Below are 23,502 nucleotides of genomic sequence, written 5' to 3'. Positions count from 1 at the left end.
GAACATTATGAATTTTCAGCAATTACGATCAATCCGCGAAGCAGCGCGTTGCGGTTTCAACCTGACCGAAGTAGCTAATGTCCTGTTTACATCGCAGCCCGGCGTCAGCCGCCAGATCCGTGAGCTGGAAGAAGAGCTCGGCGTCGATATTTTCATCCGCAACGGCAAACGCCTGATCGGCCTGACCGATCCCGGCAAGGGCATCCTGAAGATCGTCGAAAGGCTGTTGCAGGAAGCAGAGAATTTACGCCAGGCCAGCCAGGAATATTCGGGTGAAACCAGCGGCACCCTGACCGTGGCCGCCACCCATACGCAGGCGCGTTATGCCTTGCCGCGCGTGGTCCAAGGTTTCCGCGCCAGTTTCCCGGATGTCCGCATCGCCTTGCAGCAAAGCTCGCCGGAACATATCGCCGACTGGGTGATATCGGGCAAGGCCGATGTCGGCATCGCTACCGAAGGCCTGACCCAGTTCAAGGAACTGATTTCCTTCCCGTGCTATGAATGGAGCCATGTGCTGGTGGTGCCGGAGAATCATCCCTTGCTGGAAATCAGCGAGCCGATCAGCCTGGCCGACCTGGCTGCCTATCCCTTGATTACCTACGACATCGGCTTCACCGGCCGCGGCCATATCGACGACGCTTTCCGGACTGCCGGCATCACGCCGGACATCGTGCTGACCGCGATGGATTCCGACGTCATCCAGCAGTACGTGTCGCTCGGCCTCGGCGTCGGCCTGGTGGCTTCGATGGCGACCGAGCATAGCCGCCAGAACGGTTTGCGCTCGATCGAGGTGTCGCATCTGCTGGCGTCCAACGTGACCCGGCTGGCGGTGCGGCGCGGCGCCTACCTGCGTTCTTATACCTATGATTTCATCTTGCAGTTTGCACCGCAGCTGAAGCGTGAAGATATCGTTGAAGCATTGCAGGCAGAGCCGCACAGCGCCGGCAGCAACAGTGTGCACAAGGCCGATTTTGAACAGCGCATCCTGAAAATCGCCTGAGCCGAGCGCCGCTTCTAAACCCGCTTGAGCAAGGCCCGGGTCATGTTCTTGTCATATTCGGACGCTACGATTTGGTTTGTCTCCTCCGTCCCTCCTCGGGTTCGGATTTAGCCCGCTGCCGCAAGGCCAGCGGGCTTTTTCTTTGCCGTCCGGCCTCTCGCCGGGACAGTCCATGGTTGCGTTGCAGCAAAAAAGTTGCTACTTAACAATCAGGTTCGTCCTATACTGAATTGCCTTGCTGATATTACCCGGCTAGTCCGGGCGTACCGGACGGGTAGGGTAAACACTTGATTGATTAATCGACGTCACGTAAATGGAGCTCTCTATGGACTGGACTCAACTGATAATCGGACTGGTCAGCGGTGCCGCCGGCGGCAACATTGCAGGCAGCATATTAAGTAAGTTTAACCTTGGCCCGGTGGGCAATTCGATCGCCGGCATTGTCGGCGGCGCCATCGGCAGCAGATTGCTTGCGGCCCTGACCGGCGGCGCTGTAGCCGGGGCCGGCGCGGCGGCGGGCGGGATGGATCTGACATCCATTATCAGCAACGTCGGCGGCGGCGGCGTTGGCGGGGCGATACTGATGGTGATCGTCGGTCTGGTCAAATCGAAAATGGCTGCAAAATAAAAGCAGGCCAGCGCAACGCCAGGCGGCCCCAGGCAACTGGCGCCGCTTTTTTTTTAATCCTGCTCGCGCAAGGCTGCCGCGCATTCGCGCACCAGCGCCGGGCCGCGGTAGATCAGGCCGCTGTACAGCTGCACCAGCGATGCGCCCGCGGCCATCTTGGCTTGTGCATCGGCGCCGCTGAAAATCCCGCCGACGCCGATGATAGGCAAGGCATCGCCCAGTTCGCCGTGCAGCTGGCGCACCACGCTGGTGGACAAGGCCAGCACCGGCGCGCCGGACAAGCCGCCGGCTTCATTCTCGTGCTGCAGGCCTCTGACGGCATCGCGGCTGATGGTGGTGTTGGTGGCGATCACGCCGTCTATCTTATGCCGCAGCAAGGCGTCGGCGATGGTCTTGATCTGTTCGGCGTCGATGTCCGGCGCGATCTTCAGGGCGATCGGAACGTAGCGCTGGTATTGGTCGGCCAGTTTCTGCTGCGCCTGCTTGAGCTGCGACAGCAGGGCGTCGAGCTCCGACGCGCCTTGCAGCTGGCGCAGGTTCTTGGTGTTGGGCGAGGAAATATTGACGGTGACGTAGCTGGCGTAGGGATAGACTTTCTGCAGGCAGTGCAGGTAATCCTCGGCGGCGCGTTCGATCGGCGTATCGGCGTTCTTGCCGATGTTCAGTCCCAGCACGCCTTGCCGTTCCTGGTAAAAGCGGGAAGCCTGGACATTGGCGACAAAGGCGTCGACGCCGCCGTTGTTGAATCCCATGCGATTGATGATGGCGTTGGCCGCCGGCAGGCGGAACATGCGCGGCTTGGGATTGCCGGCCTGGGCCCGCGGCGTCACCGTGCCGACCTCGATCGAGCCGAAACCGAGCGCGGCCAGGCCGTCGATGTAAGCGCCGTCCTTGTCCAGCCCGGCGGCCAGGCCGACCGGATTGGGAAAGCTGATGCCCATCACGGTGCGTGGATCGGCCGGCGTCTTGCCCAGCAGCGAGGTGAGTCCCAGCGCGGCGGCGCGGCGCAAGGCCGGCAGCGTCAGGTTGTGGGCGGATTCCGGATCGAGCGAGAACAGGGCGGGGCGGGCGAAGGCGTACAGGAGTTTGGCTGGCACGGTAGGCGGCTGTAAAAGGTGGTGCAAAATAGGGGGAATAGCGACTGCGGTGAAACTGCGGTCGCTATTTTAACGCACTCCATTCGCCTTGCCGCAACGCTTCCAATGGCTGGAAGTTGATTTTGTAGGCCATTTTCGGACTTTCCTCTATCCAGTAGCCGAGGTAGACATAGGGCATGCCGAGCTGTTTCGCCTGGCCGATCTGCCACAGGACGTTGTAGGTGCCGTAGGAAGCGCCCGGCACATCGGGATCGTAGAAGGTATACACCGACGACAAGCCGTCGTTCAGCACATCGATGATGCTCACCATGCGCAGGGTGCCGTCGGCTTCCCGGAATTCAACCAGGCGGGTGTTTACCTTGCTCTGCAGCAGAAACTGCGCGTACTGGTCGCGGCTGTCCTGGTCCATGCCGCCGCCGCAGTGGCGCGCGGTCTGGTAGCGCAAGTAGAGATCGTAATGCTCATGCACATAAGCCAGGTTGGTGACCAGCGTGCTCAGCTGGCTGTGCTTGTCCCAGGCGCGGCGCTGGCTGCGGTTGGGCTGGAACGAGGCCACTAGCGTGCGCACCGGGGTGCAGGCCTGGCAGCCGTCGCAATACGGCCGGTAGGTGAAGATGCCGCTGCGCCGGAAGCCGTTCTTCACCAGCTCCGAATAGACATCGGCGTTGATCAGGTGCGACGGCGTCGCCACCTGCGAGCGCGCCTGGCGGTGATCCAGGTAGCTGCACGGGTAGGGCGCGGTGGCGTAAAACTGCAGGGTCGAAAAGGGTAGATCTTTTAAGTGCGTCATGTGCGTTCCGGCTGATGACTTATAACTGATAATTTACACCGTAATCTTGGTTTACATAAGAGGCTTGTTTGCCGTCAATCGCTGAACAGCGGCAGCGGGCGCCAGCCGTGGATTTGCGGCTGGGCGATGGCCTGTTTCAGGTGCCGCAGGAACTCGCTGCGCGCGATCGGCTGCGCGCCCAGCGACGCCAGGTGGTCGGTCTGCTGCTGGCAGTCGATCATCGCCACGCCGTGCTGGCGCAGGAAGTGCACCAGGTAAGCCAGGGCGATCTTGGAAGCGTCGCTGACCCGGGTGAACATCGATTCGCCGTAGAACATGTGGCCGATGCTGACGCCGTAGGCGCCGCCCACCAGTTTGCCGTCCAGCCAGACTTCCGACGAATGGGCATAACCGAGCCGGTGCAGCGCGCGGTAACCGGCCACGATGTCTTCCGAGATCCAGGTGCCGGCGCCGTCGCGGCGCGGCGCCGCGCATTCGCGCATCACGCGTTCGAAGGCGAAATCGAAGCGGACCTGCCAGCGCCGGTCGGTGGAGGCGCTGCGGTGCACCTTGCGCAAGGTCTTGCGCAGGCTGGCGGAAACGGCAAATTGTTCGGTCTTCAACACCATGCGCGGATCGGTGCTCCACCAGAGGATCGGCTGGTTTTCGGAAAACCAGGGGAAGATGCCGTGCCGGTAGGCATCCAGCAGGCGCCGCGGCGACAGGTCGGCGCCTGCTGCCAGCAAGCCGCCTGCGCCATCTTCTTCGGTCAGCGCCGCGCTGACGTCGGGAAACGGGCTGTCAAGTTCAAGCCAGGGGATCATCGCGGCTCCGCCCGTGTTTTATTTAGGCGCCAGGCCGGCGCGCATGGATTTGAAGATGTCTTGCGTATGCAGGCTGAACTGGCCGCCTTCCTGGCGGATTTTACGGATGTCGGCAAAGAAGGCGCGCAAGGTAATCTCGACCGTGGGAAAGGCGATTTCGTCCCAGGGGATCTCGGCCTCGGTGAACAGGCCGACTTCCAGGCTTTCTATGCCGGCTGCGTAATCGAGGTCGAGCAAGGTGGCGCGGTAGAACAGGTGCACCTGATGTACATGCGGGACGTTGAGCAGCGAAAACAGCTCATGCAGTTCGATCCGCGCGCCGGCTTCTTCCAGGGTCTCGCGGCGGGCGGCGTCGCCGGTGGTTTCATCGTTTTCCATGAAGCCGGCGGGCAGGGTCCAGTAACCATATTGCGGCTCGATCGCGCGTTTGCACAGCAGCACGCGCAGCTCGCCATCCTTCTCCCATACCGGAACGGAGCCGATCACCATTTTCGGATTCTGATAATGAATGCTGCCGCAGTTGCTGCAGACATAACGCATGCGGTTGTCGTCCTGCGGAACCTGCAGGCTGACGGGATGCGCACATTCGGAACAAAATTTCATAGGCGGCAATAGGTAGTTTGAATCGGTAGTTTGGGAGTTTAGCATTGCCCATTAGATAGAGCTGTTCTTAATCCGATTGTCTGTATTGGTTGCATTGCACTGCAATACACTATATACTTTCATTCTTCAGACGCGGGGTGGAGCAGTCTGGCAGCTCGTCGGGCTCATAACCCGAAGGTCGTAGGTTCAAATCCTGCCCCCGCAACCAGTTACAGCAAGAAGGCTAGCAGTATTGGGGCTATTCTTGCGCATCAAGCCTTAAGTGGAAAACGCTTAAGGCTTTTTATATTCAGACGCGGGGTGGAGCAGTCTGGCAGCTCGTCGGGCTCATAACCCGAAGGTCGTAGGTTCAAATCCTGCCCCCGCAACCAATAAAAGACGGACCGACTACTAACTTAGTAGCCGGTCCGTTTTCATTTTGGCCCAGACTTCATCGCCTTGTAGTTCAATTTGCATTTTCACGAAGACACCGCGCAGAATGGTATGAGCGGCCGGCCTGTTGTCTTGCAGCGCGCTAGATAGGTCCATCAGCATTTCTTTGAACAGACGGGCAACATCCGGCGCCAATGCTTTTTGTTGACCTGCATCAGTTTCAATGGACCTCTGGATTGCGACGCGCTCTTTTTCAGCTTGCTTTAGGCGAGTGACCAGAGCCGGCGAGATCCCCACGGCTGCAATTGCTTCTACCATCCGTTTGATTTCACCCAGCTGAGACAGCCTTTCTTGGTTCAATGAAAGCGTTTCTTTACCGCCGGTAAGTCTTTCGGCCAGCATTTGATTGAATACGCGCTTGAATTCGGCTGTGGCGGCAGGCGATAGCAATTCATCGCGCACTACAGATAGCAGTCGCTTTTCAACTGTTCGCGCAGAATAGTAAACTCTGGGCAAACTGCGGGCCCGCGATCTTGGCCGCGTTGCACCCATATCTAGTTGGATTTATGGCAATTACGGCTCCGCCGCAGTGTGGACCTTTAATCCATTGGGATCTGTTCCAGACATACTTCCCTATCTATAGGGAAGTATTTAGAATCCCGCTGCCCTTGATTGGACTGCCATATAGCGCTGACACGGCCCAGGTGCCGTCTCTCGGCGAGAGCACACCCAGACGGTTCAGCTCATGTGCCATATGCTGGACACTGTCACCTGCTGCGTAGTGCTCGAATATCCACCGTACCCACTTTACCTGCGCCTCGTTAACCAGATATCGGCTTCCCTCCTCGGACTTGACCAGGTCATATCCATAAGATTTGCCGCCGGCGACAAATCCTCTTTCCACTTGGCCGACTTGGCCTCGGTGTGTTTTATGTCGCAGATCGTCCAGATACAACTCGTTAATTAAGCCGCGAACGCCGCGCATGATCTTCCGCGCACTGTGCTTGGAATCGTAGCCGTCTGAGACGCAAATGATGCGGATTGCCGTATTGGCGAAATCCCCCTCGGGCGACAACGCGATGACCTGTTCGCCTAGGGACGGTGGAAACCAGGTCTGTGCATCGCCGGCGCGTAATGTGATCCAGGGGCGCCAGGTAGTGGTGTTTTCGCCGACCTTGACGCGCACGCGCTGGGTGTCGTGGTTGATGTTGGCAATGGTGCCGAATCGGATCAGATTCAGGATTAAGCGCAGCAGTTCGGATTGGTCGGCAGTCATGCTAAGCATGTTGCCGTGTTGCGCGTGGGGACGCATCAAGCAGCGGGTTGATATATAGCATATCAACCCTGCATAGCTAACTAGTACCAGTCGAATGATGGTGATTACCAAGTGGGAGGCGGATGTAATGACTCAGCCTTTTTTAACTTTCAACGTTTGAATATGTAACATTTTATTGCACAAAGTATCGCTAGATAATATAGTCCCTGTATATTAAATCGACATTTTTGCAATAAATTATCTACGTAAAACAAGAGGGAGAAAATGAATAGAGCGTCGATTTTTACTTTGAGCGCATTACTTTTAGGTGGATGTGCCTCCATTGACAATAAGGTCGATATGTCAGGAATCACCCCGTCAAAAACCCAATATGTAGTGGACAATACAAAGCCTGATAATTATCCAGGTTACATGGCCGGAGAAGGCAACATCTATAGCTGTCGCTACGGCATTCACTACCAATCGGCAGATGAATATAATCCGCGCAAAGCCGTCATCTTCGCTTCTTTGTTGCAAAAATATGCCCCAACCGTCACCTCTCATGAAGTAACTCTTGAGCGCTTTGACGTTTATTACAATAGTCGACTGAAGTCAAAGCAGCGTGTGGCGGGTATCCTTGGCGGGGGGCTTATTAATGCAATTCTTCTTCAAGAAGCCGCCGATGCGTTGGCAGCTAACAAAGACATTTATACGTTTGACAAAATACTTATCGATACCGATCCCGATAAAAATAGACATCCGAAAGAAAAGGTTGTGGGCTGCGAAAACGAAAAGGAAGGTGAATATTTTGGGTCAGAGATTAATAGCGGACACGACGTGATAGTTACCTGGCTAAAATTCACCATCGATTCAAAGCCTTACCATTTCAGAACGTATTATCAATTCCAACCGGAGAACAAAGAATCCATAGCTGGTGGCATTAAAGAAGCAATTCAAATGTCTTTGGAAGGTATTGCACCAAAACTTCAGGGTCTATAAACCTGTCGTGTCCGTACCGCTTAGAATCTGCGCCTTGTCCGACTCCGATTGCTCATCCTTAAATAATAAAGCCGTCTCAGGTATTGCATTAGTTTTGTCATACGTTCCGGTGGACGAAGCCGGATCTTTAATGGGCACTTTCATATTGATCGCGCAGCCGGACAGAAAAGCGATCGATATGACAGTACCTGTGACGCTTCGTAATGCGTTATTACACAATTTCATTTATTTGCTGCCTTTCGGAGTGCTTTTTGCATTAGCGATGAGCTGGGGCATTCTATATTTTTGTTAAATATCTGACAAATAGATAAAGTGTGAGCGCCCTCTCTGTCTCATTCACATCACAGAAAATAGCGCTTGTCTGTTAACCGAGGAAATTGACAATTAAAAAATAATGTAGACTCCAAACGGGTTAACGGCTTGAGAATAATTGAGCATGAAAAGATTTACTTTTGATAGTGACGGCGTCTGCCTGTCTTACCTCGATTCCGGCGTCGACGCACCGTTATTGTTGGCAATGCATGGGCACTTTGGCTGTGCCCGCAATTTTTCGCCTTTGGCACAGGCGCTGGCGCAGGACTATCGCGTGGTCGCGTTAGATCAGCGCGGCCATGGCTGGAGTCAGCATCCTGAAGATTGCTCCAGAAGCGCCTATGTCAAGGACGTACACAATCTGGTCAGGCATCTGAGTCCGGAACGCCCGCTGTTTCTGCTAGGGCATTCGCTTGGCGGAGTAAATGCCTACCAATTCGCAGCTCAGCATCCCGCTATGGTTAGTGCTTTGGTGGTGGAAGACATCGGCGTGCACGTCTCCCCCAGGATCGGGTTCGCCACCGACTGGCCGCATCGTTACGCCAGCCTGTCCGATTTGCTGGAACTGCTGGCCGACCGGGGACTAAGCGGCGATCGATATTTCCTGGATAGCGTTTGCGAGTATGAGGATGGCTGGGGTTTTCGTTTCAATCCGCATTGGATAGCCCGCTCCCAGCAAGCCGTGACTGGCGACTGGTCGGGCGACTGGCTGCAGCTGCAATGTCCTACGTTGCTGTTGCACGGTACGCGCAGCAGGGACATGCGAACGGAAGATGGACAGTGGATGCGGGCTAATCATCCCGATTGCACTTATCTGGAGTTTTCCGCCGGCCATACTATCCATGATGAGTTACCTGATGAATTTGGCGAAGCGGTCAAGCGCTTCTTGCGCGCCAAGGCTTAAGCATCGAGCCAGGCTGCCTACGCGGTTTTTTGCGTCTGTCGCTTGGCGTTCGGATGCGAGATCAGGGCGGACCGACCTGGTCGGCAGTCATGCGATGCATGTTGCCGGGTTGCCGCAATCGGCGCACCTGGCAGCGGGTTGATATGAGACTTACCAACTGCTGGGGGATGTTTTACTGTTGCCAGGTGAGGTACTACAGTGCCGGTCTGGAAATATAGCAGATCCTTCACCGGCGCGAATGGCGGTTCGCGATGGGGGCTTGCAAGCGTTCCTTAGAGTAAAAATCCGCCAGAACGAACTGGGCTTAACGATGCATCATTGCGTACGGCACCTCCCATGCAAGGTGCTGATTGAAGTGGCTTAGCGGCATGCCCCTGTCCGGACCTTTCTGAGGATCATGGTAAACAACACTGCTGGTCTTCTTGTCAACACCTATCAGAACTGACATATGCCCACTGTTCTGGTTGGGGTGCCACGCGAAAAGAATGGGGCCGTGCTGCTCGAGAAGAGAGACCAACTCCTCGAGCGAAAACGCTTGTGAATCTGGTAGATTGACCCTCGATAGTCCCTCGTTCGAAATGAATTGCTCAATATCAGCTGGTTCTTTTAGTGCCTGATGACCAGCGTCCGAACTATAACGTTGCGGAAGACCTAGTCTAGGACCGGCTTCGGCGCTATGGCCTATCATCCTGGCGCATGCGTACCAGCAACCCATCTGTTCACTCCCTTGGGAGACATAAGGCACATTGCGGAGGAGGAATAGCGGAGGTTTGCTCTGCATTAAGGCCGCATAGCGAGAAGAACTCGATGCCTTCGAACTAGAACTTTTCTGCCCTCCGCCCCCGAACGACGGGGTGCCGCTGAATGCAGGGGCGCCACGCTCGGCTGCCGAACCATGACGCGATATAACGTTCAGACGCGGCGGTTGGGTTGGCAGAGAATTGCGCGTCAGACGCGTACCTAGGGGAGGGGGTGCCGAAAGCGCGCCGGGACGCGATTTCTCGGGTTGAGTGAACTTCTGCTTCGGCTGCTGCGACACTCCACCCGCCTCGGATCTATCGCTTATCTGCGCTTCGTAAGCGGTATTCTGTCCAATCTTCATTGCATGCCTAGTTTATTGAGAATGACGCTGATTTTTTCACCGCTTAGTAACAAGTGACCAGCCAAAGCGAAATTTCCTCTTGCTGAGCGAACTCCCGCTCGAAACCACTCTCACCATGTGCAATGTGATGGCGCTGGATGCTTGTGATGATATATATCTGCAAGTATTGTCGCACCGCGGGCGCTCATGGCAGGATACTTTGCTTGGAGAAAGCTAGATGATTGACTGCGCGCGCCTATCAATGCGGCAGGCTTGCAGCGACTAGTTCGGACGCTTCTCAAAGACGTCTTTTACGACGGGTACGGCGGACATGACATTCGGCCAGCCAGCGTAGAACGGAAGTTGCGCAAGGACTTCAGACGCTTCATCTTTTGTGAGTCCATTGTCCATTGATCGATTAAGGTGAAACGGAATCTGAGCGACCTGACCTCCAGCGATAAGTGCGCTTACGGTCACAAGACTTCGGTCGCGTGGCGCCAATGCTGGGCGCAGCCACAAATCGTGGAATAACAGTTCGCTGGTGTATTTGACGACGCCGGGTGCTACCGGCCCGACGTTTTCGGCGACAGCTGTCGCGCGACGCGCTTCTGCAGCCTCATCCAGCGGTAACAGTTTGTCCAACGCCGGCGGCAACTGATCGATGCCAATTTTGCGCTGAGAAAATATTTCCTTTGTCACCACCACCGCTGACATGGCGTTCGGCCAACCGGAATAAAACGCCAAGTGTGTAATGATTTCTGAAATTTCCGCAGGCTTGACGCCATTGTCGAGTGCCAGGTTGACATGGAACGGAATTTCCACCGTCTGGTTGCGCGCGATCAGCGCCGCCAGAGTCACGATGCTACGGTCCCGCGGAGTTAAGTTGGGCCGCTTCCACAGGTCGCCAGATAGAGTAGTTGTCGTGTAGCGTTCGAGTGCAGGGGAAACTGAGCGGATGTCCTCGAGGGTAGTTACGGCCGAGAATGGATGGGTGATTTGCATAGATGTCCTTTTTGCTGTTTCAGCATGTGCTGAAAACATAAGAGATGCTGCTGCAGCTGCCATGGCTGCTGCGACAAGAGTCTTCATTGAGAGATTTTGTCCGGCAGGAATGATCAAGGTGTGTCGCCGCTTAGTTCGGCATGCCTTCCACGATGAAAACGCGGGACTCGCCGGAGTTGTGACGAATCGGCTTCAGCTTTTCATACGCCGGCGAGTTGTACCAGGCCTGCGCCTTGTCCATGCTGTCGAAGGCGATGACGACCAGGCGTCCACGCGATGCTTGACCTTCAAGCTGGGTAACCTTCCCACCTCTGACGATGAAGCGGCCGCCGTATGGCTTGAAGGTCGATTCTACTTGCGCGCTGTATGGTTTGATGCCTTCAGGGTCGGTGACTTCAAAGTCGGCAACGTAGTAAGCCGGGCGCGCAGCTTCTGCCGATGCTTGAGCATAGGAAACCATGGCCGCGAATGTAGTGATGACAATACCTGCAAGAACGGCGCCTGCAATGGTTTTTCTAATCATGAGGATTGCCTTTTTAAAGGAGCGGTGCTTTCTCCGGATTAATTCGAGGATGGTGCAATATTCGCCTTGGCGCCTAACATGATTGGAACTGCATCAAGCAAGGTCTTGGAGATCACCATTTTGTTCGTTGCATCGCGGAATTTCTTGAAATGCGGTGTCTCAAGATGGGTCTGGTATGCATGTGCGTCCGTGTACATTTCAAAAACTCGCACACGGCAAGGACGATCTTTTTCATACACGGCATACAGGACCAAAACTCCAGGTTCTACCCGTATGGCCGTCTCGATCCCTTCCTCGATTGCAGATCTGAAACTTTCCAGCTGTCCTGGATCGATTTCAAGTTCAGCCAGTCGCACAAAGCGTTCTTGTGTACTTCCGGCACTGGCAGATCCTGAAATGGATAGCAGCAATGAAGATAACCCAGAGATAAGAAGATTCTTTATGTACATAAGGTTATCTGCGCTGGGAGATGGCTCACGGGCTGCATTTCTTGAAATGTGATTACTGGCCCAATCCATTATGGCCGCACTTATTCTTCACTTAAATACTCGACTGGGTTTATGCTTTCGTGCATTAAGGTTAATAATAGAACTTGAGATATAAAGGTAATATTTATACTGAAGAAGGAATTACCATGGACGCAACGCAGCGTGTACGCGCCATCCTTTCGTTTGTTCAAGTGGCAGACGGCGGGAGTTTTGCCGCTGCGGCACGTAAGCTGGGCGTGTCGTCGGCCTCCGTCAGCAAGAATGTGGCGGGCCTGGAACGAGCACTGGGTGTCCGACTGATGAATCGCACCACGCGTACATTAAAACTTACCTCTGAAGGAGTTACGTTTTTAGAGCAAGCTCGTATCGCATTGGATGCACTTGATCTTGCCGTCGATACAGTTGCCGCCCAACGGGTCGAACCGAGTGGACGGGTACGTATTTCGACAAGTGCCGCTTTTGGACGCGACCAGTTGATGCCCGCCTTGCCTGGTCTCCTCGAGCGTTATCCGGAACTGTCTGTGGAAGTCGATTTTGACGACCGCTGTATAGATCTGATTAACGAAGGTTATGACCTGGCGTTGCGCGGAGGACAGATTCCGGATTCGGCCCTGGTTTCTCGTACCATTTGCGGCTTGAACATGGCGCTGTTTGCCTCACCTGCTTATCTGGGACGCCATGGTGTGCCGCGCACGCCTCAGGATTTGAAACAACACAAGATCATCAACAGGCGCTTCCTCAACGGTTCGTATTCGAAATGGTCATTCCGCAGCATGGACGGGAGCATTGAAACATTCGAACCGGAAGCATCGACGGTGACGCTATCCTCCCCGGAAGCTTTGACACAGGCAGCCTTGTTGGGTCTCGGGATTGCTCAGGTAGGCGTTCATCATGCCTGGCCCCATCTGCGCGCAGGAACATTGAAGGTCGTACTCAATGACTGTCATCATCCGGGCGACTATGAAATGGTGCTTCAATACCCGCATCGGGCGTTGTTGGCGCCGCGCGTACACGCTGTGATTAATTATTTGTTGGAAGTATTCAGCAAAGATGACTTCTTGCACGTGCCATTGAAGAAACTCCAGTCGTACCTTGCGTGAACACTGATCGAATTTGCGTTATGCCAGCGGCCTGTTGGCGGGCCAGATGAAATTTAGCAGGCGCTTTTTCGTCGCTTGCAGGGATGCCCTTCCTGAGCCTGCCATTCCTTGACCAATTGCCGGCGAGCACCGGGATAGAGCTCATCCAAAAAATCTACCGTCACAATGCAGTCGGCACGAAAGCGACGAAAATCGCCAAGCGACTCGCACCAGGCAGCAATGGACCACCGTGACTCCACGAAACCGAGCATGATCGGCCAGATCGTTTGCTCCAGCACGGGCCCGTCTTCTTCTCTATACACGATGTGCATTTTGCGCTGCTCGCGTAGCATCTGTCGAACCCGCGCCAGATCAACCCCTGTATCTTCGCTTTGCCGACTGACATACAGCGCATTGTCATCCAGCGCTCGCCTCATTTCTGACGGAAGCACTGCATCGATTTTTGCAATCGCGTTCTGCATGGCGTGCGCCAGGCCATCGTCCGTTTGGCGGCTGACCCATTGGGCGCCGGCTGCGAGTGCATGAATTTCTTCTGCCGTGAAAGACAACGGCGGCAGAAGGAAGCCTGGTCGGAGTATGTAACCGATACCTGGCTCGCCATTGATATCAGCACCTAATGCTTGCAGCGTCGCAATGTCGCGACGGATGGTACGTAGCGATACGCCGACCTCGCGTGCGAGCACCTCGCCGGACACCGTGCCGCGGTGCCGGCGAAGGACTTGCATAAGGTCAAATAACCGATGGCTTCGCGACACGCTTACTCCATTGCGACGAGACACTTGCCACCGAGCTTCAGACCCGCCTCAAGCTCCGAGATCAGTTGGATCGCTTCATTGAGAGCTACGATTCTGGCAATCGGCAGTCGAAATTTTCCTTTTCGCGCCTCAGCGGCAACGCGCTCAAGAATGTCAGGCCTTGGTGTACCCACAATCGGCTTCAGTTTACGGTTAAAGATAGAACGGATGAACTTGCCCGGAGTTGGATTGAGGTCCAGGAATACACCATCCTTTTGCAGCAGGCTTAGTCCCATCGCTGTAGTCATCGTAGCGGCCGTATCGTAGACTACGTCGAAACGCTCAGCGAGCGTCCCCAAATCCGTAGTCCGATAGTCATAGACCGCTTGGACGCCGAGGGAGCGTGCCCGTTCCATCGATCCTGCGCTGCAACTGCCTTCAACCGAGGCCCCGAGTATGCGCGCTATCTGCACGGCCGCTTCGCCAACTGCACCAGCGCAGCCGTTGACGAAGACGAGCTGGCCGGCCTTCAGTTTCGCCTTGTCAACCAAGCCGTTCCATGCCGTGACTCCCGGGGTCCCCGTGCAAGCCGCGTCCTCGAAAGAAATTTCGTCTGGCTTCTTTGCCAGGAAGGTTTCTTTGGTCACCACAGCCTGGCCCAGGGCGCCGCTCTCCTTGAAACGGGCCAGGCCGAACACCGCGTCTCCCGGACGAAAGCGTGTTACGTCTGGACCGATCGCGGTCACCACCCCCGAAAAATCCATACCCATCGCGCGGGGAAAGGCATTTCCGGTAACGATCTTCATCATGCCGTTGCGCAGCTTCCAGTCGATTGGGTTGATGGCTGCAAATTTGACTTTTACTGTCACCTCGCCTTTACCCGGCGCGGCCAACTCGAAGTCATCGAGCTGCATAAGCTCTGGGCCGCCGTATTGGTGATATTGGATGCGTTTCATAGCGGGCCGTTTCCCTTTGGTTCAACGAAGCATAAGCGCTTGATATGCTGATCTGATCCCTTAGCGTTAGTAATCATGTTGGTCCTCTTCCCTTGTGTCGGTTGTGTCAGAAGACTTAGTGTAATTCGCCATGGTGACAGATTCTGTCACCATTGATCAGTCGCCTCTGTCTCCGCACAGGGCAATGTCGTCAAGCCCCGTTCATGCGCTCAAACAAGGCTTCGCCCATCTTGCGTGCGCCCACAGACAAGCCGACCAGCACTTCGTCCTGATCGTTTTCCAACTGGATAAGGGCGTCGATAGCGAACTCGTCGGCGGACATCATCTGCTGTCCGGCGGCGCCTCCGCTCCGGGTTCCGCCACCCAGTCCGGTGTCAACGATCGGCGGCGCCATTTCCACAACCCGGACGCTCGTCGCTTTGAGCTGGTGACGCAGGGTGAGCGTGAAGGAGTGCATAGCTGCTTTGGTCGCACAGTAGACTGGAACATCCGCCATTGGCGCGAATGCCAGGGCAGACGTGACGTTAATGATCGCAGCCTGGGATTGTCGCTTCAACAATGGCAATAACTCGCCGATGAGCCGCACCGGCGCGATGAAATTGGTAGCGACCTCTTGCTCAAGGTACTCCAACGCGTTCACATCAGTGAATAACCGGCGGTATTGCACGCCCGCGTTGTTGATGACCATGGCGAGTCCGGGATATTCGGTGTTCAGCCAGTTCACCATGGACTGGCGACTTGCTTGATCAGTGATATCGCAGACGCGGGTGACTACGTGTGGCAGCTGGGCTTGTGCTTTCAGCAGCGCTTCCTCGCTGCGCCCACAGATGATGACACGATTGCCGCGCTCGGAAAGTTGCCTTGCCAGTGCCAAGCCGATGCCGGCAGCGCCGCCCGTAATAAGAATGGTGTTTGTTGTCATATTCATGCGACTGTCCTTCTTGATTGAAAAATAAGAAGGTGTGCCGACGAAAGACGTTGGGAATCCAGCGGGCACACCTAAACGACCGGCAAGCCGGCGCAGGTGTCGCGGATACCCTGTAAGGGAAAAGCTGCCGCCCTGTTGGACGGTGACCGGGCTACCATCTGGTCTGCGCTCTTTCGACAGTGGCTTTATAGCGTAAACGCCTCCCATTGACAATGCCCCCACATCGGCGGCCGGGCAGACAGCTGCCCGTTGATGCAGCGCGGTTTTTGCGTTTAGTCGGCGATTGGATCCATGCTTTTCGGCAGTTGTTCAACCAGGGCGTCCACGGCCAGCCGCAAGCGCAACGGCATGTGAGCCACGCTAGGCCAGAGCGCGTAACAGTCCACCGTGCCGCCGGGCTGGTCGTCCAGCACGCTGACTAGCTGTCCCGTGCGCAGGCGCTCCCGGACTAGCCATTCGGGCAGCCAGGCGAGGCCCAGGCCAGCCGTGGCGGCGTCTGCAATGGCCTCCAGATCATCTAGTTGCAGGCGGGAGTTCAGCGGCGTGTTCACAATGCGGCCGGTTACATCGGGCAACTGCCAGACGTTGACGCGGTCGGCACGCCGGTAAAGCAGGATGCTGTGTGCGGCCAGCTCGGTCGTGCTCAGCGGGCGTCCATGTGCAGCCAGGTAAGCCGGCGAGCCGCACACCCGCTTGCGCTGCACCCCCAGCTTGCGCGCCCGCAGGCCTTCGCTCTCGGTCCCCAGTAAGCCGCTGCGGATGGCGAGATCAAAACCTTCAGCCAGCACGTCCACAGTACGGTCGCTGAAACTCAAATGCAGGTCAAGCGATGGATGCTGCTGCGCCAGATTCAACAAGATGGGTGCGATGCAGTGGCGACCGAACAGCACGGGCATGGAGACGCGTAGCCGTCCCGTCATTTCGTGCCGGCCGGACGCCATCTGTGCCTCCGCCGCTTGCAGCTCTGCCTGCGCTCGAGCGCAGTGCTCGTAGTAGATCTGGCCATCGTCGGTCAGGCTCTGTACCCGCGTCGTGCGATGGAACAGCCGGGTAGCCAAACGCGCCTCCAGTCGGGCCATCGCCTTGCCTACCGCCGAGCGCGTCAGCCCCAGGTGCTCCGCCGCGCTTGTGAAGCCGCCCAAGCGTACCACTTCCAGAAACACAGTGACCCCATCGAAACGTTCCTGCCGCTCGGGAGCCGCGCTCATCAAAGCTATTGGGGAATCCAGTTCCTTCGTCATTGGAATATCTTTCTACATTGGATCGTATTTTTCCACTTTATCATACGATTACTTGCTGTAGTGGGAATTCAGGGCGACAAACCAGAAAATTTTGAACAGGAAAACTACATGCTGATTGCAATTGTTTACGACAGCGGCTGGGGCCATACCGCCAGGCAGGCGCAAAGCGTAGCCGAGGGCGTACGCCGGGTGGCAGACGCCGAGGCACGACTGATTCCCGTGGCGGAAGGCGCTATCCCCTGGGACGTACTTGAGGCCAGCGATGCCATCGTCTTCGGTTCGCCGACGTACAACGGCGCTCCCAGCGCGCGCTTCAAGCAGTTTTGTGAAGACTCGACCAAGCCGGTCTGGAGCGCAATGAAATGGCGCGACAAGGTGGCCGCCGGTTTCACCAACTCGGGCGCGCAAAACGGCGACAAGCTGCACTCGCTGATCTCGATGGCGCTGTTTGCGGCCCAGCACGGCATGCTGTGGGTCGGACTCGATCTGATGCCCGGCAACGACAGCAGTCGTGGCAGCGTGCATGACCTCAATCGCCTGGGCAGCTGGTTGGGCGCGATGGCGCAATCCAATGGCGACCAAGGTCCGGATGACACCCCCATCAAGAGCGACCTCGACACCGCAGCCTACCTTGGGCAGCGCGTGGCGGAGACTGTGCGCCGACTTCAAGTCGTTTGACCTATTTTTTTAACCAAGGAGCCTTTTATGAAACTGCTTTGCCTCGACATCCCACAGCCAGGCGCCAGTCTGGAAAAATACAAGCCACATATGCTGGACGAACTCCGCCACACCTGGCAGCTCTACAAGGACGGTATCGTACGCGACATCTATTTTCGCCAGGATCGCCCCGGCGTCGCCATTATTGCCGAGTGCGAATCGGTTGAAGCCGCGAGGCAAGTCTTGGGCGAGTTTCCGCTGGCCAAGGCCGGGCTCATTGGCTGGGACGTCATCCCGCTTGGCGCGTTCCACTGGGAAGCGCTCTTTGCGCCTGGCAATGCCTGAAATTTCCAGGCCGCAGTGAGCACCCCTCCAAAACAGGAACCTACGATCATGACCAAGCAAGCTTCTGAACTTAAGCCCGTCCTCTTCGTCGTCACCAGTAACGCGGTGAAGGGAGCGACGGGTATCCCCACCGGTTTTAACCTGGCCGAAGTCACCCACCCGCTGGAAAAATTGCAGGCAGCTGGTATCCAGGTGGAATTCGCCTCTCCGCAGGGCGGCGCCGCGCCGCTGGATGGGCTGGAAGACATGAACGATCCGGTCATTGCCCGTTATTGGGCCGATGCCGATTTTCGCCGCGCCATCGCACACACGTTGTGCCTAGATGATGTAGATCCATCCCGCTACTCGGCTATCTTCTTTGCCGGCGGCCACGGCACGATGTGGGACTTCCCTGACAGCGTTGCTGCGCAAAAGGCCATTCGCGAAATCGATGCTGCGGGCGGTATCGTCTCGGCGGTGTGCCATGGCCCGGCGGCCCTGGTCAACGCGCGCCGGGCCGATGGCAGCCTGCTGGTGGCAAACAAGCGGGTGGCGGCCTTTACCGACGGCGAGGAAGAGGAAGTGCAATCCACGCACGTCGTGCCTTTTCTGCTAGCGTCCACGCTTAACGAACGCGGCGCACACCATCAGAACGCCGCCAACTGGGCCGACAATGTGGTCGTCGATGGCCGCCTCATCACCGGACAGAATCCGCAGTCTGCTGCGAGCCTGGGCGAAGCGCTGCGCGACGCGTTGTTGGCGTGAGCGGCCACTGACACGAGAAAGAGAACATCGTGAAACTGATTTGCGTCGAAGAGCACGTACTCGATCCCGCCGTCGGAGCGGCCACACAGAGCTTGGTCCGTGCCGAAGCCCCTTATCTACCCGACTGGGGCAGCCGCGTGCTCGATGGCCGGCATGTGGCCGATCGCAGTCGTCCGCATGTTATCGCGCCCAGCGAGTCTGCCCGCAAAGCTCTGGAAATGGGCGAACCGCGCCTGGCCGACATGGACGCGGCAAGCATTGACATGCAGGTGCTCTCCTATGGTGGCTTTCCGCAGTTGCTGCCTGCGGCGCAGGCTATCGACCTGAATCGTGCCGCCAACGACAAACTGGCGCTGGCAGCGCAAGCGCATCCTGCACGCTTCGCCGGCTTCGCCACGCTGCCCTGGCAAGCACCTGAGGCAGCCGCGCGTGAACTGGAGCGGGCAGTAAAACAGTTGGGCCTCAAAGGCGCACTCATCAATGGTCGTCCCGGCGACACCTTCCTGGACGATGCGCGCTACGCCCCCATTCTCGCCGCCTTCGACGAACTGAAAGTGCCGCTGTACGTCCACCCCGGTTTGCCGCTGCCAGCCGTCCAAGCGCCGTACTATGGCGGATTCGAGCGCGAACTCAGCGCGCGGCTTGCCATGTTTGCCTGGGGCTGGCACAACGAAGCGGGCATTCAGGTGGTGCGCATGCTGCTTGCGGGCGTGTTCGACCGCCATCCGAGACTGCAACTCATCAGCGGCCATTGGGGCGAAATGGTGCCATTCTTCCTGCAAAGGCTGGAAGACTCCATTCCGCAAGAAGCCTCCGGCCTCCAGCGTCCGATCGTGCAAACCTATCGCGAGCATGTGTACATATCGCCCAGCGGCATGTTCACGCTGCCGCACTTCCAGTTCATACACGCACTGATGGGCGCGCAGCGCATCCTGTACTCCATCGACTACCCCTATCAGAGCCTGGACGGCGCGCGGGCCTTCATTGAGCGCCTGCCTATCAGCGACACAGATAAAGCCCTCATCGCACACCGCAACGCCGAACGGCTGTTGCATTTGTAATCTGACTTCATGAAGGAACCAGCATGACACAAGGGATAGACAATAAAGTGGTCGTCATCACCGGCGGCAGCAGCGGTCTGGGCGCGGAAACTGCACGCCATTTGGTGCAAGCTGGCGCCAAGGTGATGCTGGGCGCGCGACGATTGGATCGTCTGCACGCGCTCGCGGAAGAACTCGGCTTGGGCACCGAAAGTATCATGCAAACCGACGTCACCGATCACGCACAAGTTCAGGCGCTCGTGGACCGTGCCGTGGACATGCATGGTCGCATCGATGTGATGCTTAACAACGCCGGGGTGATGCAGCTCTCACCGCTAGAGATGCAGCGCATCGAGGAGTGGGATCAGACCATCGACGTGAACATCAAGGGCGTATTGTATGGAATTGCTGCGGCGCTTCCCCACATGCAAACACAAAAGAGCGGGCAAATCATTAACGTCTCATCTGTGGCTGGTCACGTGGTAAGTGTCGGCGGCGTGGTGTACAGCGCCAGCAAGTTCGCTGTGCGCGCCATATCCGAAGGACTGCGCAAAGAGGTCAAGCCCTACAACATCCGCTCTACCATCCTCTCGCCGGGGGCGGTGGATACCGAGTTGCCTGCTTCTACCAAGGCCGAAGGCATGGCGCAGGCCATGCAGGCGTTCTACGAGCGCAACGCCATTCCCGCCAGCAGCTTCGCGCGCTGCGTGCTGTTTGCCATCAGCCAACCAGAAGAGGTAGATATCAACGAAATCCTCTTCCGTCCTACGCATCAGGAGTTCTGAACATGGTTCGCATTGCTCGCGCAAACGCTGAGGATAACGAAAATTTCAAAAACCACTGATCAGAAGCAATGGACTGACTGATTTCGGTGCCGGACTCAGTGCTCAAGTTGATTGGAATATGCACACCGCGCCAGTCTTTTCTTGGATTTTGTCGAGATGGCGCACCAATGAAGTACGTATCAACGCTTGGTCGATAGCGCTGAAACCGAGTAAGGCCGGGCCGAATAATGATAGTTCGGCTCTTTTTTTGAGACCTTATCAGTCAATCCCTCCTGATGCACGTGGGCGATGCGCGCCACCCGTCCAAAGAATCCGACCGATAGCTGGTTTTCGTCCTGTTCGGTTTTGAGATTTTTTGCTTGCGGATTTTCTCAAACGTCGCGGCTTTCTGTCGTTTGATTCTTCCTTTTCCCGCCCAGGTTCTTGCGCTGTTTGCGCTTTGCGTAAGGTGCGCCGTCCGGCGCGCCGGACGCTGAGGATATGGCAGCGCCTGCATCGTCTTAAGCCGCTTCATGCGGCTTTGTCCTGATATTGTTGTCTTGCCATGAAAAACCGTGCCGACTTCAACCTTTCAATCGCATCCTCCACGCCCGCCTGCCCCGTTAAATGGTGTGCTTTTAACGCAAATGGATAAAACGCCAACCTTCCAGGCGGCGCGGAGGACGCGGGAAAGTCAGCTGCATCAGCGTCACGCAAAATAACGCATTTTTACTGTTTCCCATTATTCTTATTAAGGAATTTCTCCACACGGGTCCAGAAATCAACGTTATTTTTAAGAAGTTGCCAGCCATGTCCTTCTTCAGGATATTCAACCCAGTCAACATTCTGATTTGTCGCCTTGACCGCGTCGCGAAATTTTGTACCGTGTACTATCGGTACTCGTTCATCCGAGCCGCCATAGGCAAGTAGCAATGGCTGCTTGATGCGGGCCGCATTGACTAGTGGGGAAGTTGCTTTCAATTGGACAGCATCTTTATCCTGGTCGCCAACCAATACCGGCATGCCGTATTGTTGATATTCGTTCGATATATCGCTCCAGTTGACGTCGTACATCAGGTTGATGTCAGTCACACCTACCCACTCAAAACCACATCGATACAAGCTGGGATCGTTGATCAATCCCATCAGCGTGGCGTAACCGCCATAACTGGCGCCGGCGATGCACACGCGCTTTGGATCGGCAATGCCTTGTGCAATAGCCCATTTTGTTCCGTCAGCAACGTCATCTTGCATTGCCAGTCCCCATTGCTTCCAGCCGGCCTTAAAGTGTCCCCATCCAAAGCCGGTACTTCCGCGATATTCAGGCTCAAGTACCGCATATCCGCGAGACGCCAAGAATTGCACCTCTCGATTCCAGCGCCACGATACGCCGCGCACAAACGGACCACCGTGCACCAACACTACTAGCGGCAGATTCTTGTCGCCTGCGCCTTTGGGTAAAGTCAGATAAGCGGGGATTTCCCGGCCATCCCTGGCTTTATAGCGCACCATATCTTTAGCTGACATTTGCAACGGGTCAATCTGCGGCATGGAATTACCAAGCATCGTCAGTTTTTTTGATGCGCTGTCATAGAGAAAATAGACCGATGGTTGAATGTCAGAGAACGATTGGACCAGCAACACGGATGTTTCCGCCTGATAGCCGACACTGATACGATTTACTGTCGATGGCAGCAAATCATTTACGGATTTTTGTATTGCCTGCATCTGCGGATCAAACCAGCGGGTATCGTCGGCATCCGTCTCAAAATGCACGCCTAGAAATTTTTTATCGTTGTAGACCACCGACCCAGAAAAATCATAGTCTTTGAGCGATATCAAAGGCTCTGGATCAATGCTGTTCTTTTCCAGGTCATAACGATAAAGGGATTCCTTGTCCTTACCATGACGAGCACGCACGTACATGGCGCCGTCCGGCCCGAAAAAATAGGGACTAAATCCATCGCCGGTGTAAGCGTTGAATTGTGCTAACTTGCGCCATTTACTTTGCCCGGCATCCCGATAAAAGACCGATTCGATGTCGCCATCGAGTGTAGTCGCCGCGCGTGCTTCTCCTTGGCGATCGATGAGCCAGGAGGTGGTCACGCCAGGACGTTCAACGACAGTGGAACGTCCTGTTTTGGTATTCAGGCGCAATAGATTTAACGATCTTATTGATCTGTCTCTCACTCCCCGCGTGACGTCGTGCTGTGCCACATAGATGTCGTCAGAACCACGAATCGCTGCATAGAAACCGGTATTAGCGGGGAGAGCGCGAACTACGGTGGCATTGTGTGCAGATAATAATCCGAAAGACCGCTCAATCAGTTGTCGAAATTCACTCCCATCTCGATTGACAGCGAACAAGCCAGGGCCGAGGTGCTGATCACCAACGCCGACACCCCGGTCGCCAGCTGCATAAACCAGTCTATCGTCATTGATCCAATGAAATTGAACAATATCCGCGCCATCAAAACTGGCGATCACTTTGGGGATGCGCTCGACCACATCCATCACACCGAGCCGTACATTGCCGTCCTTCGCCGGCACCAACATGGCCACATAACGAGCATTGGGAGACAGTTGGGCATTACTGAATGCGGAATATTCAAAGAAGCTTTGAACGCTTGGTGTACTAGTTGCACGAGCTGAGCTTGCGATACAACTAGCTGCAAAAGCAAACATCAATAGGGTTGAATAACGCCAAACTCTTTGCAGAATGCGAAAAGACATCGACTGTTCCTTGGCTAAATTTTGGTTAAAAACCGAAAGCATTCGCTATATATCAACACTCATCGAAAGCAACCGTTTAATGATACTTTCGCATTCTGCTGTTAAATCCCATCCGCATGCAACCTTCCCAGGCTTGCGGCCAACCGTAGTCGAGCGGTTTGCCAATTGATTAGCTATAAGATGCATTGCTGCTGGGCACTCGCTAGATCGCTTTGTGCCTTCAACAATTCCGGGCCGATTGCGCGGAAATAGTGCCGAACCTGAATCAAGTGCGTTATTCCGCGATGCACCAATATCACTCCTTGTCTGCTACCGGTTTTATCAGCCTGGTGCACCTTCGATTGCATTCAAATCAACCGTACTACTAATCGCCGGCCTGGCGTCTTGCCTACGGCAAATCCAT

General features: G+C 55.9%; 25 protein-coding genes, 2 tRNA genes and 1 pseudogene. 12 read left to right on the top strand and 16 right to left on the bottom strand.

Features of this window, described 5'->3' with window-relative positions; all coding sequences use genetic code 11:
- Window positions 1–7: 7 nt before the first annotated feature.
- Both CFU_RS15550 and CFU_RS15545 read left to right on the top strand, forming a co-directional pair.
- Window positions 8–1,000 carry a CysB family HTH-type transcriptional regulator gene (locus CFU_RS15550; protein WP_014006988.1) on the top strand — a complete coding sequence of 331 codons (993 nt, stop codon included), beginning with the start codon at window positions 8–10 and terminating at the stop codon, window positions 998–1,000.
- 325 nt (window positions 1,001–1,325) lie between these two features.
- Window positions 1,326–1,628 carry a hypothetical protein gene (locus tag CFU_RS15545; protein ID WP_041742162.1) on the top strand — a complete coding sequence of 101 codons (303 nt, stop codon included), beginning with the start codon at window positions 1,326–1,328 and terminating at the stop codon, window positions 1,626–1,628.
- A gap of 53 nt (window positions 1,629–1,681) precedes the next feature.
- Here CFU_RS15545 and CFU_RS15540 read toward each other — a convergent pair whose 3' ends face one another.
- From CFU_RS15540 to CFU_RS15525, 4 genes are all read right to left on the bottom strand, one after another.
- On the bottom strand, window positions 1,682–2,725 hold the full coding sequence (locus tag CFU_RS15540) for a quinone-dependent dihydroorotate dehydrogenase (RefSeq protein WP_041742161.1): 1,044 nt from the start codon (window positions 2,723–2,725) through the stop codon (window positions 1,682–1,684).
- 64 nt (window positions 2,726–2,789) lie between these two features.
- The gene (locus CFU_RS15535; protein ID WP_014006985.1) at window positions 2,790–3,515 is read right to left on the bottom strand and encodes an arginyltransferase; all 726 of its coding nucleotides are present in this window, start codon (window positions 3,513–3,515) and stop codon (window positions 2,790–2,792) included.
- A 74-nt stretch (window positions 3,516–3,589) separates the two neighbouring features.
- Window positions 3,590–4,318: a leucyl/phenylalanyl-tRNA--protein transferase gene (gene aat / locus CFU_RS15530; RefSeq protein WP_014006984.1), complete on the bottom strand. Its 729-nt coding sequence runs from the start codon at window positions 4,316–4,318 to the stop codon at window positions 3,590–3,592.
- Between the two features lie 18 nt (window positions 4,319–4,336).
- A complete protein-coding gene (locus tag CFU_RS15525) occupies window positions 4,337–4,921 on the bottom strand; it encodes an NUDIX hydrolase (protein WP_041742160.1) in 585 nt (194 codons plus the stop codon).
- A gap of 131 nt (window positions 4,922–5,052) precedes the next feature.
- On the opposite strand from CFU_RS15525, the gene CFU_RS15520 reads away from it, so the two are divergent.
- Window positions 5,053–5,129, top strand: a tRNA-Met gene (locus CFU_RS15520).
- An 86-nt stretch (window positions 5,130–5,215) separates the two neighbouring features.
- Window positions 5,216–5,292, top strand: a tRNA-Met gene (locus tag CFU_RS15515).
- Window positions 5,293–5,311: 19 nt separating this feature from the next.
- Here CFU_RS15515 and CFU_RS15510 read toward each other — a convergent pair.
- Window positions 5,312–5,755, bottom strand: coding sequence for a hypothetical protein (locus tag CFU_RS15510; protein WP_148264858.1), 444 nt, complete (start codon window positions 5,753–5,755; stop codon window positions 5,312–5,314).
- Window positions 5,756–5,930: 175 nt separating this feature from the next.
- On the bottom strand, window positions 5,931–6,569 hold the full coding sequence (locus CFU_RS23395) for a phage baseplate assembly protein V (protein ID WP_190275162.1): 639 nt from the start codon (window positions 6,567–6,569) through the stop codon (window positions 5,931–5,933).
- Window positions 6,570–6,833: 264 nt separating this feature from the next.
- Between CFU_RS23395 and CFU_RS15500 the strand changes: the two genes are divergently transcribed.
- Window positions 6,834–7,547: a hypothetical protein gene (locus CFU_RS15500; RefSeq protein WP_148264856.1), complete on the top strand. Its 714-nt coding sequence runs from the start codon at window positions 6,834–6,836 to the stop codon at window positions 7,545–7,547.
- Window positions 7,548–7,983: 436 nt separating this feature from the next.
- Window positions 7,984–8,763: an alpha/beta fold hydrolase gene (locus CFU_RS15495; RefSeq protein WP_041742157.1), complete on the top strand. Its 780-nt coding sequence runs from the start codon at window positions 7,984–7,986 to the stop codon at window positions 8,761–8,763.
- Between the two features lie 304 nt (window positions 8,764–9,067).
- Here CFU_RS15495 and CFU_RS25560 read toward each other — a convergent pair whose 3' ends face one another.
- From CFU_RS25560 to CFU_RS15475, 4 genes are all read right to left on the bottom strand, one after another.
- Entirely contained in the window at window positions 9,068–9,478 is a 411-nt protein-coding gene (locus CFU_RS25560; RefSeq protein ID WP_041743564.1) for a papain-like cysteine protease family protein, read from the bottom strand.
- 648 nt (window positions 9,479–10,126) lie between these two features.
- The gene (locus CFU_RS15485; protein WP_014006980.1) at window positions 10,127–10,963 is read right to left on the bottom strand and encodes a carboxymuconolactone decarboxylase family protein; all 837 of its coding nucleotides are present in this window, start codon (window positions 10,961–10,963) and stop codon (window positions 10,127–10,129) included.
- Between the two features lie 13 nt (window positions 10,964–10,976).
- Window positions 10,977–11,369: a DUF1330 domain-containing protein gene (locus CFU_RS15480; RefSeq protein ID WP_014006979.1), complete on the bottom strand. Its 393-nt coding sequence runs from the start codon at window positions 11,367–11,369 to the stop codon at window positions 10,977–10,979.
- 38 nt (window positions 11,370–11,407) lie between these two features.
- Window positions 11,408–11,887 (bottom strand): putative quinol monooxygenase, encoded by a 480-nt coding sequence (locus tag CFU_RS15475; protein ID WP_238531321.1) that lies wholly within the window; start codon window positions 11,885–11,887, stop codon window positions 11,408–11,410.
- A 116-nt stretch (window positions 11,888–12,003) separates the two neighbouring features.
- Between CFU_RS15475 and CFU_RS15470 the strand changes: the two genes are divergently transcribed.
- Entirely contained in the window at window positions 12,004–12,957 is a 954-nt protein-coding gene (locus CFU_RS15470) for a LysR family transcriptional regulator (RefSeq protein WP_041742155.1), read from the top strand.
- 53 nt (window positions 12,958–13,010) lie between these two features.
- On the opposite strand, the gene CFU_RS15465 is transcribed toward CFU_RS15470, so the two are convergent.
- The 4 genes from CFU_RS15465 to CFU_RS15450 all read right to left on the bottom strand — a co-directional run bounded on the left by CFU_RS15465 (window position 13,011) and on the right by CFU_RS15450 (window position 16,816).
- Complete coding sequence (locus tag CFU_RS15465) at window positions 13,011–13,712, bottom strand: helix-turn-helix transcriptional regulator (protein WP_041742154.1); 702 nt, start codon at window positions 13,710–13,712, stop codon at window positions 13,011–13,013.
- 2 nt (window positions 13,713–13,714) lie between these two features.
- On the bottom strand, window positions 13,715–14,647 hold the full coding sequence (locus tag CFU_RS15460) for an NAD(P)-dependent alcohol dehydrogenase (protein WP_041742153.1): 933 nt from the start codon (window positions 14,645–14,647) through the stop codon (window positions 13,715–13,717).
- A gap of 190 nt (window positions 14,648–14,837) precedes the next feature.
- Window positions 14,838–15,575 carry an SDR family oxidoreductase gene (locus tag CFU_RS15455; protein WP_041742152.1) on the bottom strand — a complete coding sequence of 246 codons (738 nt, stop codon included), beginning with the start codon at window positions 15,573–15,575 and terminating at the stop codon, window positions 14,838–14,840.
- A 272-nt stretch (window positions 15,576–15,847) separates the two neighbouring features.
- Entirely contained in the window at window positions 15,848–16,816 is a 969-nt protein-coding gene (locus CFU_RS15450) for a LysR family transcriptional regulator (RefSeq protein ID WP_014006975.1), read from the bottom strand.
- A gap of 108 nt (window positions 16,817–16,924) precedes the next feature.
- On the opposite strand from CFU_RS15450, the gene CFU_RS15445 reads away from it, so the two are divergent.
- Genes CFU_RS15445 through CFU_RS15425 form a run of 5 tightly spaced genes read left to right on the top strand, consistent with a single transcriptional unit; the run spans window position 16,925 to window position 20,387 of the window.
- The gene (locus tag CFU_RS15445; RefSeq protein WP_041742150.1) at window positions 16,925–17,494 is read left to right on the top strand and encodes a flavodoxin family protein; all 570 of its coding nucleotides are present in this window, start codon (window positions 16,925–16,927) and stop codon (window positions 17,492–17,494) included.
- A 27-nt stretch (window positions 17,495–17,521) separates the two neighbouring features.
- Window positions 17,522–17,818: a hypothetical protein gene (locus CFU_RS15440; protein ID WP_014006973.1), complete on the top strand. Its 297-nt coding sequence runs from the start codon at window positions 17,522–17,524 to the stop codon at window positions 17,816–17,818.
- A gap of 48 nt (window positions 17,819–17,866) precedes the next feature.
- A complete protein-coding gene (locus CFU_RS15435) occupies window positions 17,867–18,562 on the top strand; it encodes a type 1 glutamine amidotransferase domain-containing protein (RefSeq protein ID WP_041742149.1) in 696 nt (231 codons plus the stop codon).
- Window positions 18,563–18,591: 29 nt separating this feature from the next.
- Window positions 18,592–19,623 carry an amidohydrolase family protein gene (locus CFU_RS15430; RefSeq protein WP_014006971.1) on the top strand — a complete coding sequence of 344 codons (1,032 nt, stop codon included), beginning with the start codon at window positions 18,592–18,594 and terminating at the stop codon, window positions 19,621–19,623.
- A gap of 23 nt (window positions 19,624–19,646) precedes the next feature.
- Window positions 19,647–20,387, top strand: a complete 741-nt coding sequence (locus CFU_RS15425; RefSeq protein ID WP_014006970.1) for an SDR family oxidoreductase — start codon at window positions 19,647–19,649, stop codon at window positions 20,385–20,387.
- A 179-nt stretch (window positions 20,388–20,566) separates the two neighbouring features.
- Here CFU_RS15425 and CFU_RS25555 read toward each other — a convergent pair.
- Window positions 20,567–20,689 (bottom strand): annotated as a pseudogene (locus tag CFU_RS25555) (hypothetical protein); the annotation flags it as partial.
- Between the two features lie 406 nt (window positions 20,690–21,095).
- Window positions 21,096–23,099: an alpha/beta hydrolase family protein gene (locus CFU_RS15420; protein ID WP_050808612.1), complete on the bottom strand. Its 2,004-nt coding sequence runs from the start codon at window positions 23,097–23,099 to the stop codon at window positions 21,096–21,098.
- Window positions 23,100–23,502: the final 403 nt, after the last annotated feature.

Origin of the sequence: Collimonas fungivorans Ter331, assembly GCF_000221045.1 — a bacterium.
Lineage (GTDB): Bacteria > Pseudomonadota > Gammaproteobacteria > Burkholderiales > Burkholderiaceae_D > Collimonas > Collimonas fungivorans_A.
Note: the sequence above shows the minus strand (reverse complement) of the source record. Positions and strands in the feature narration are given on the sequence as shown.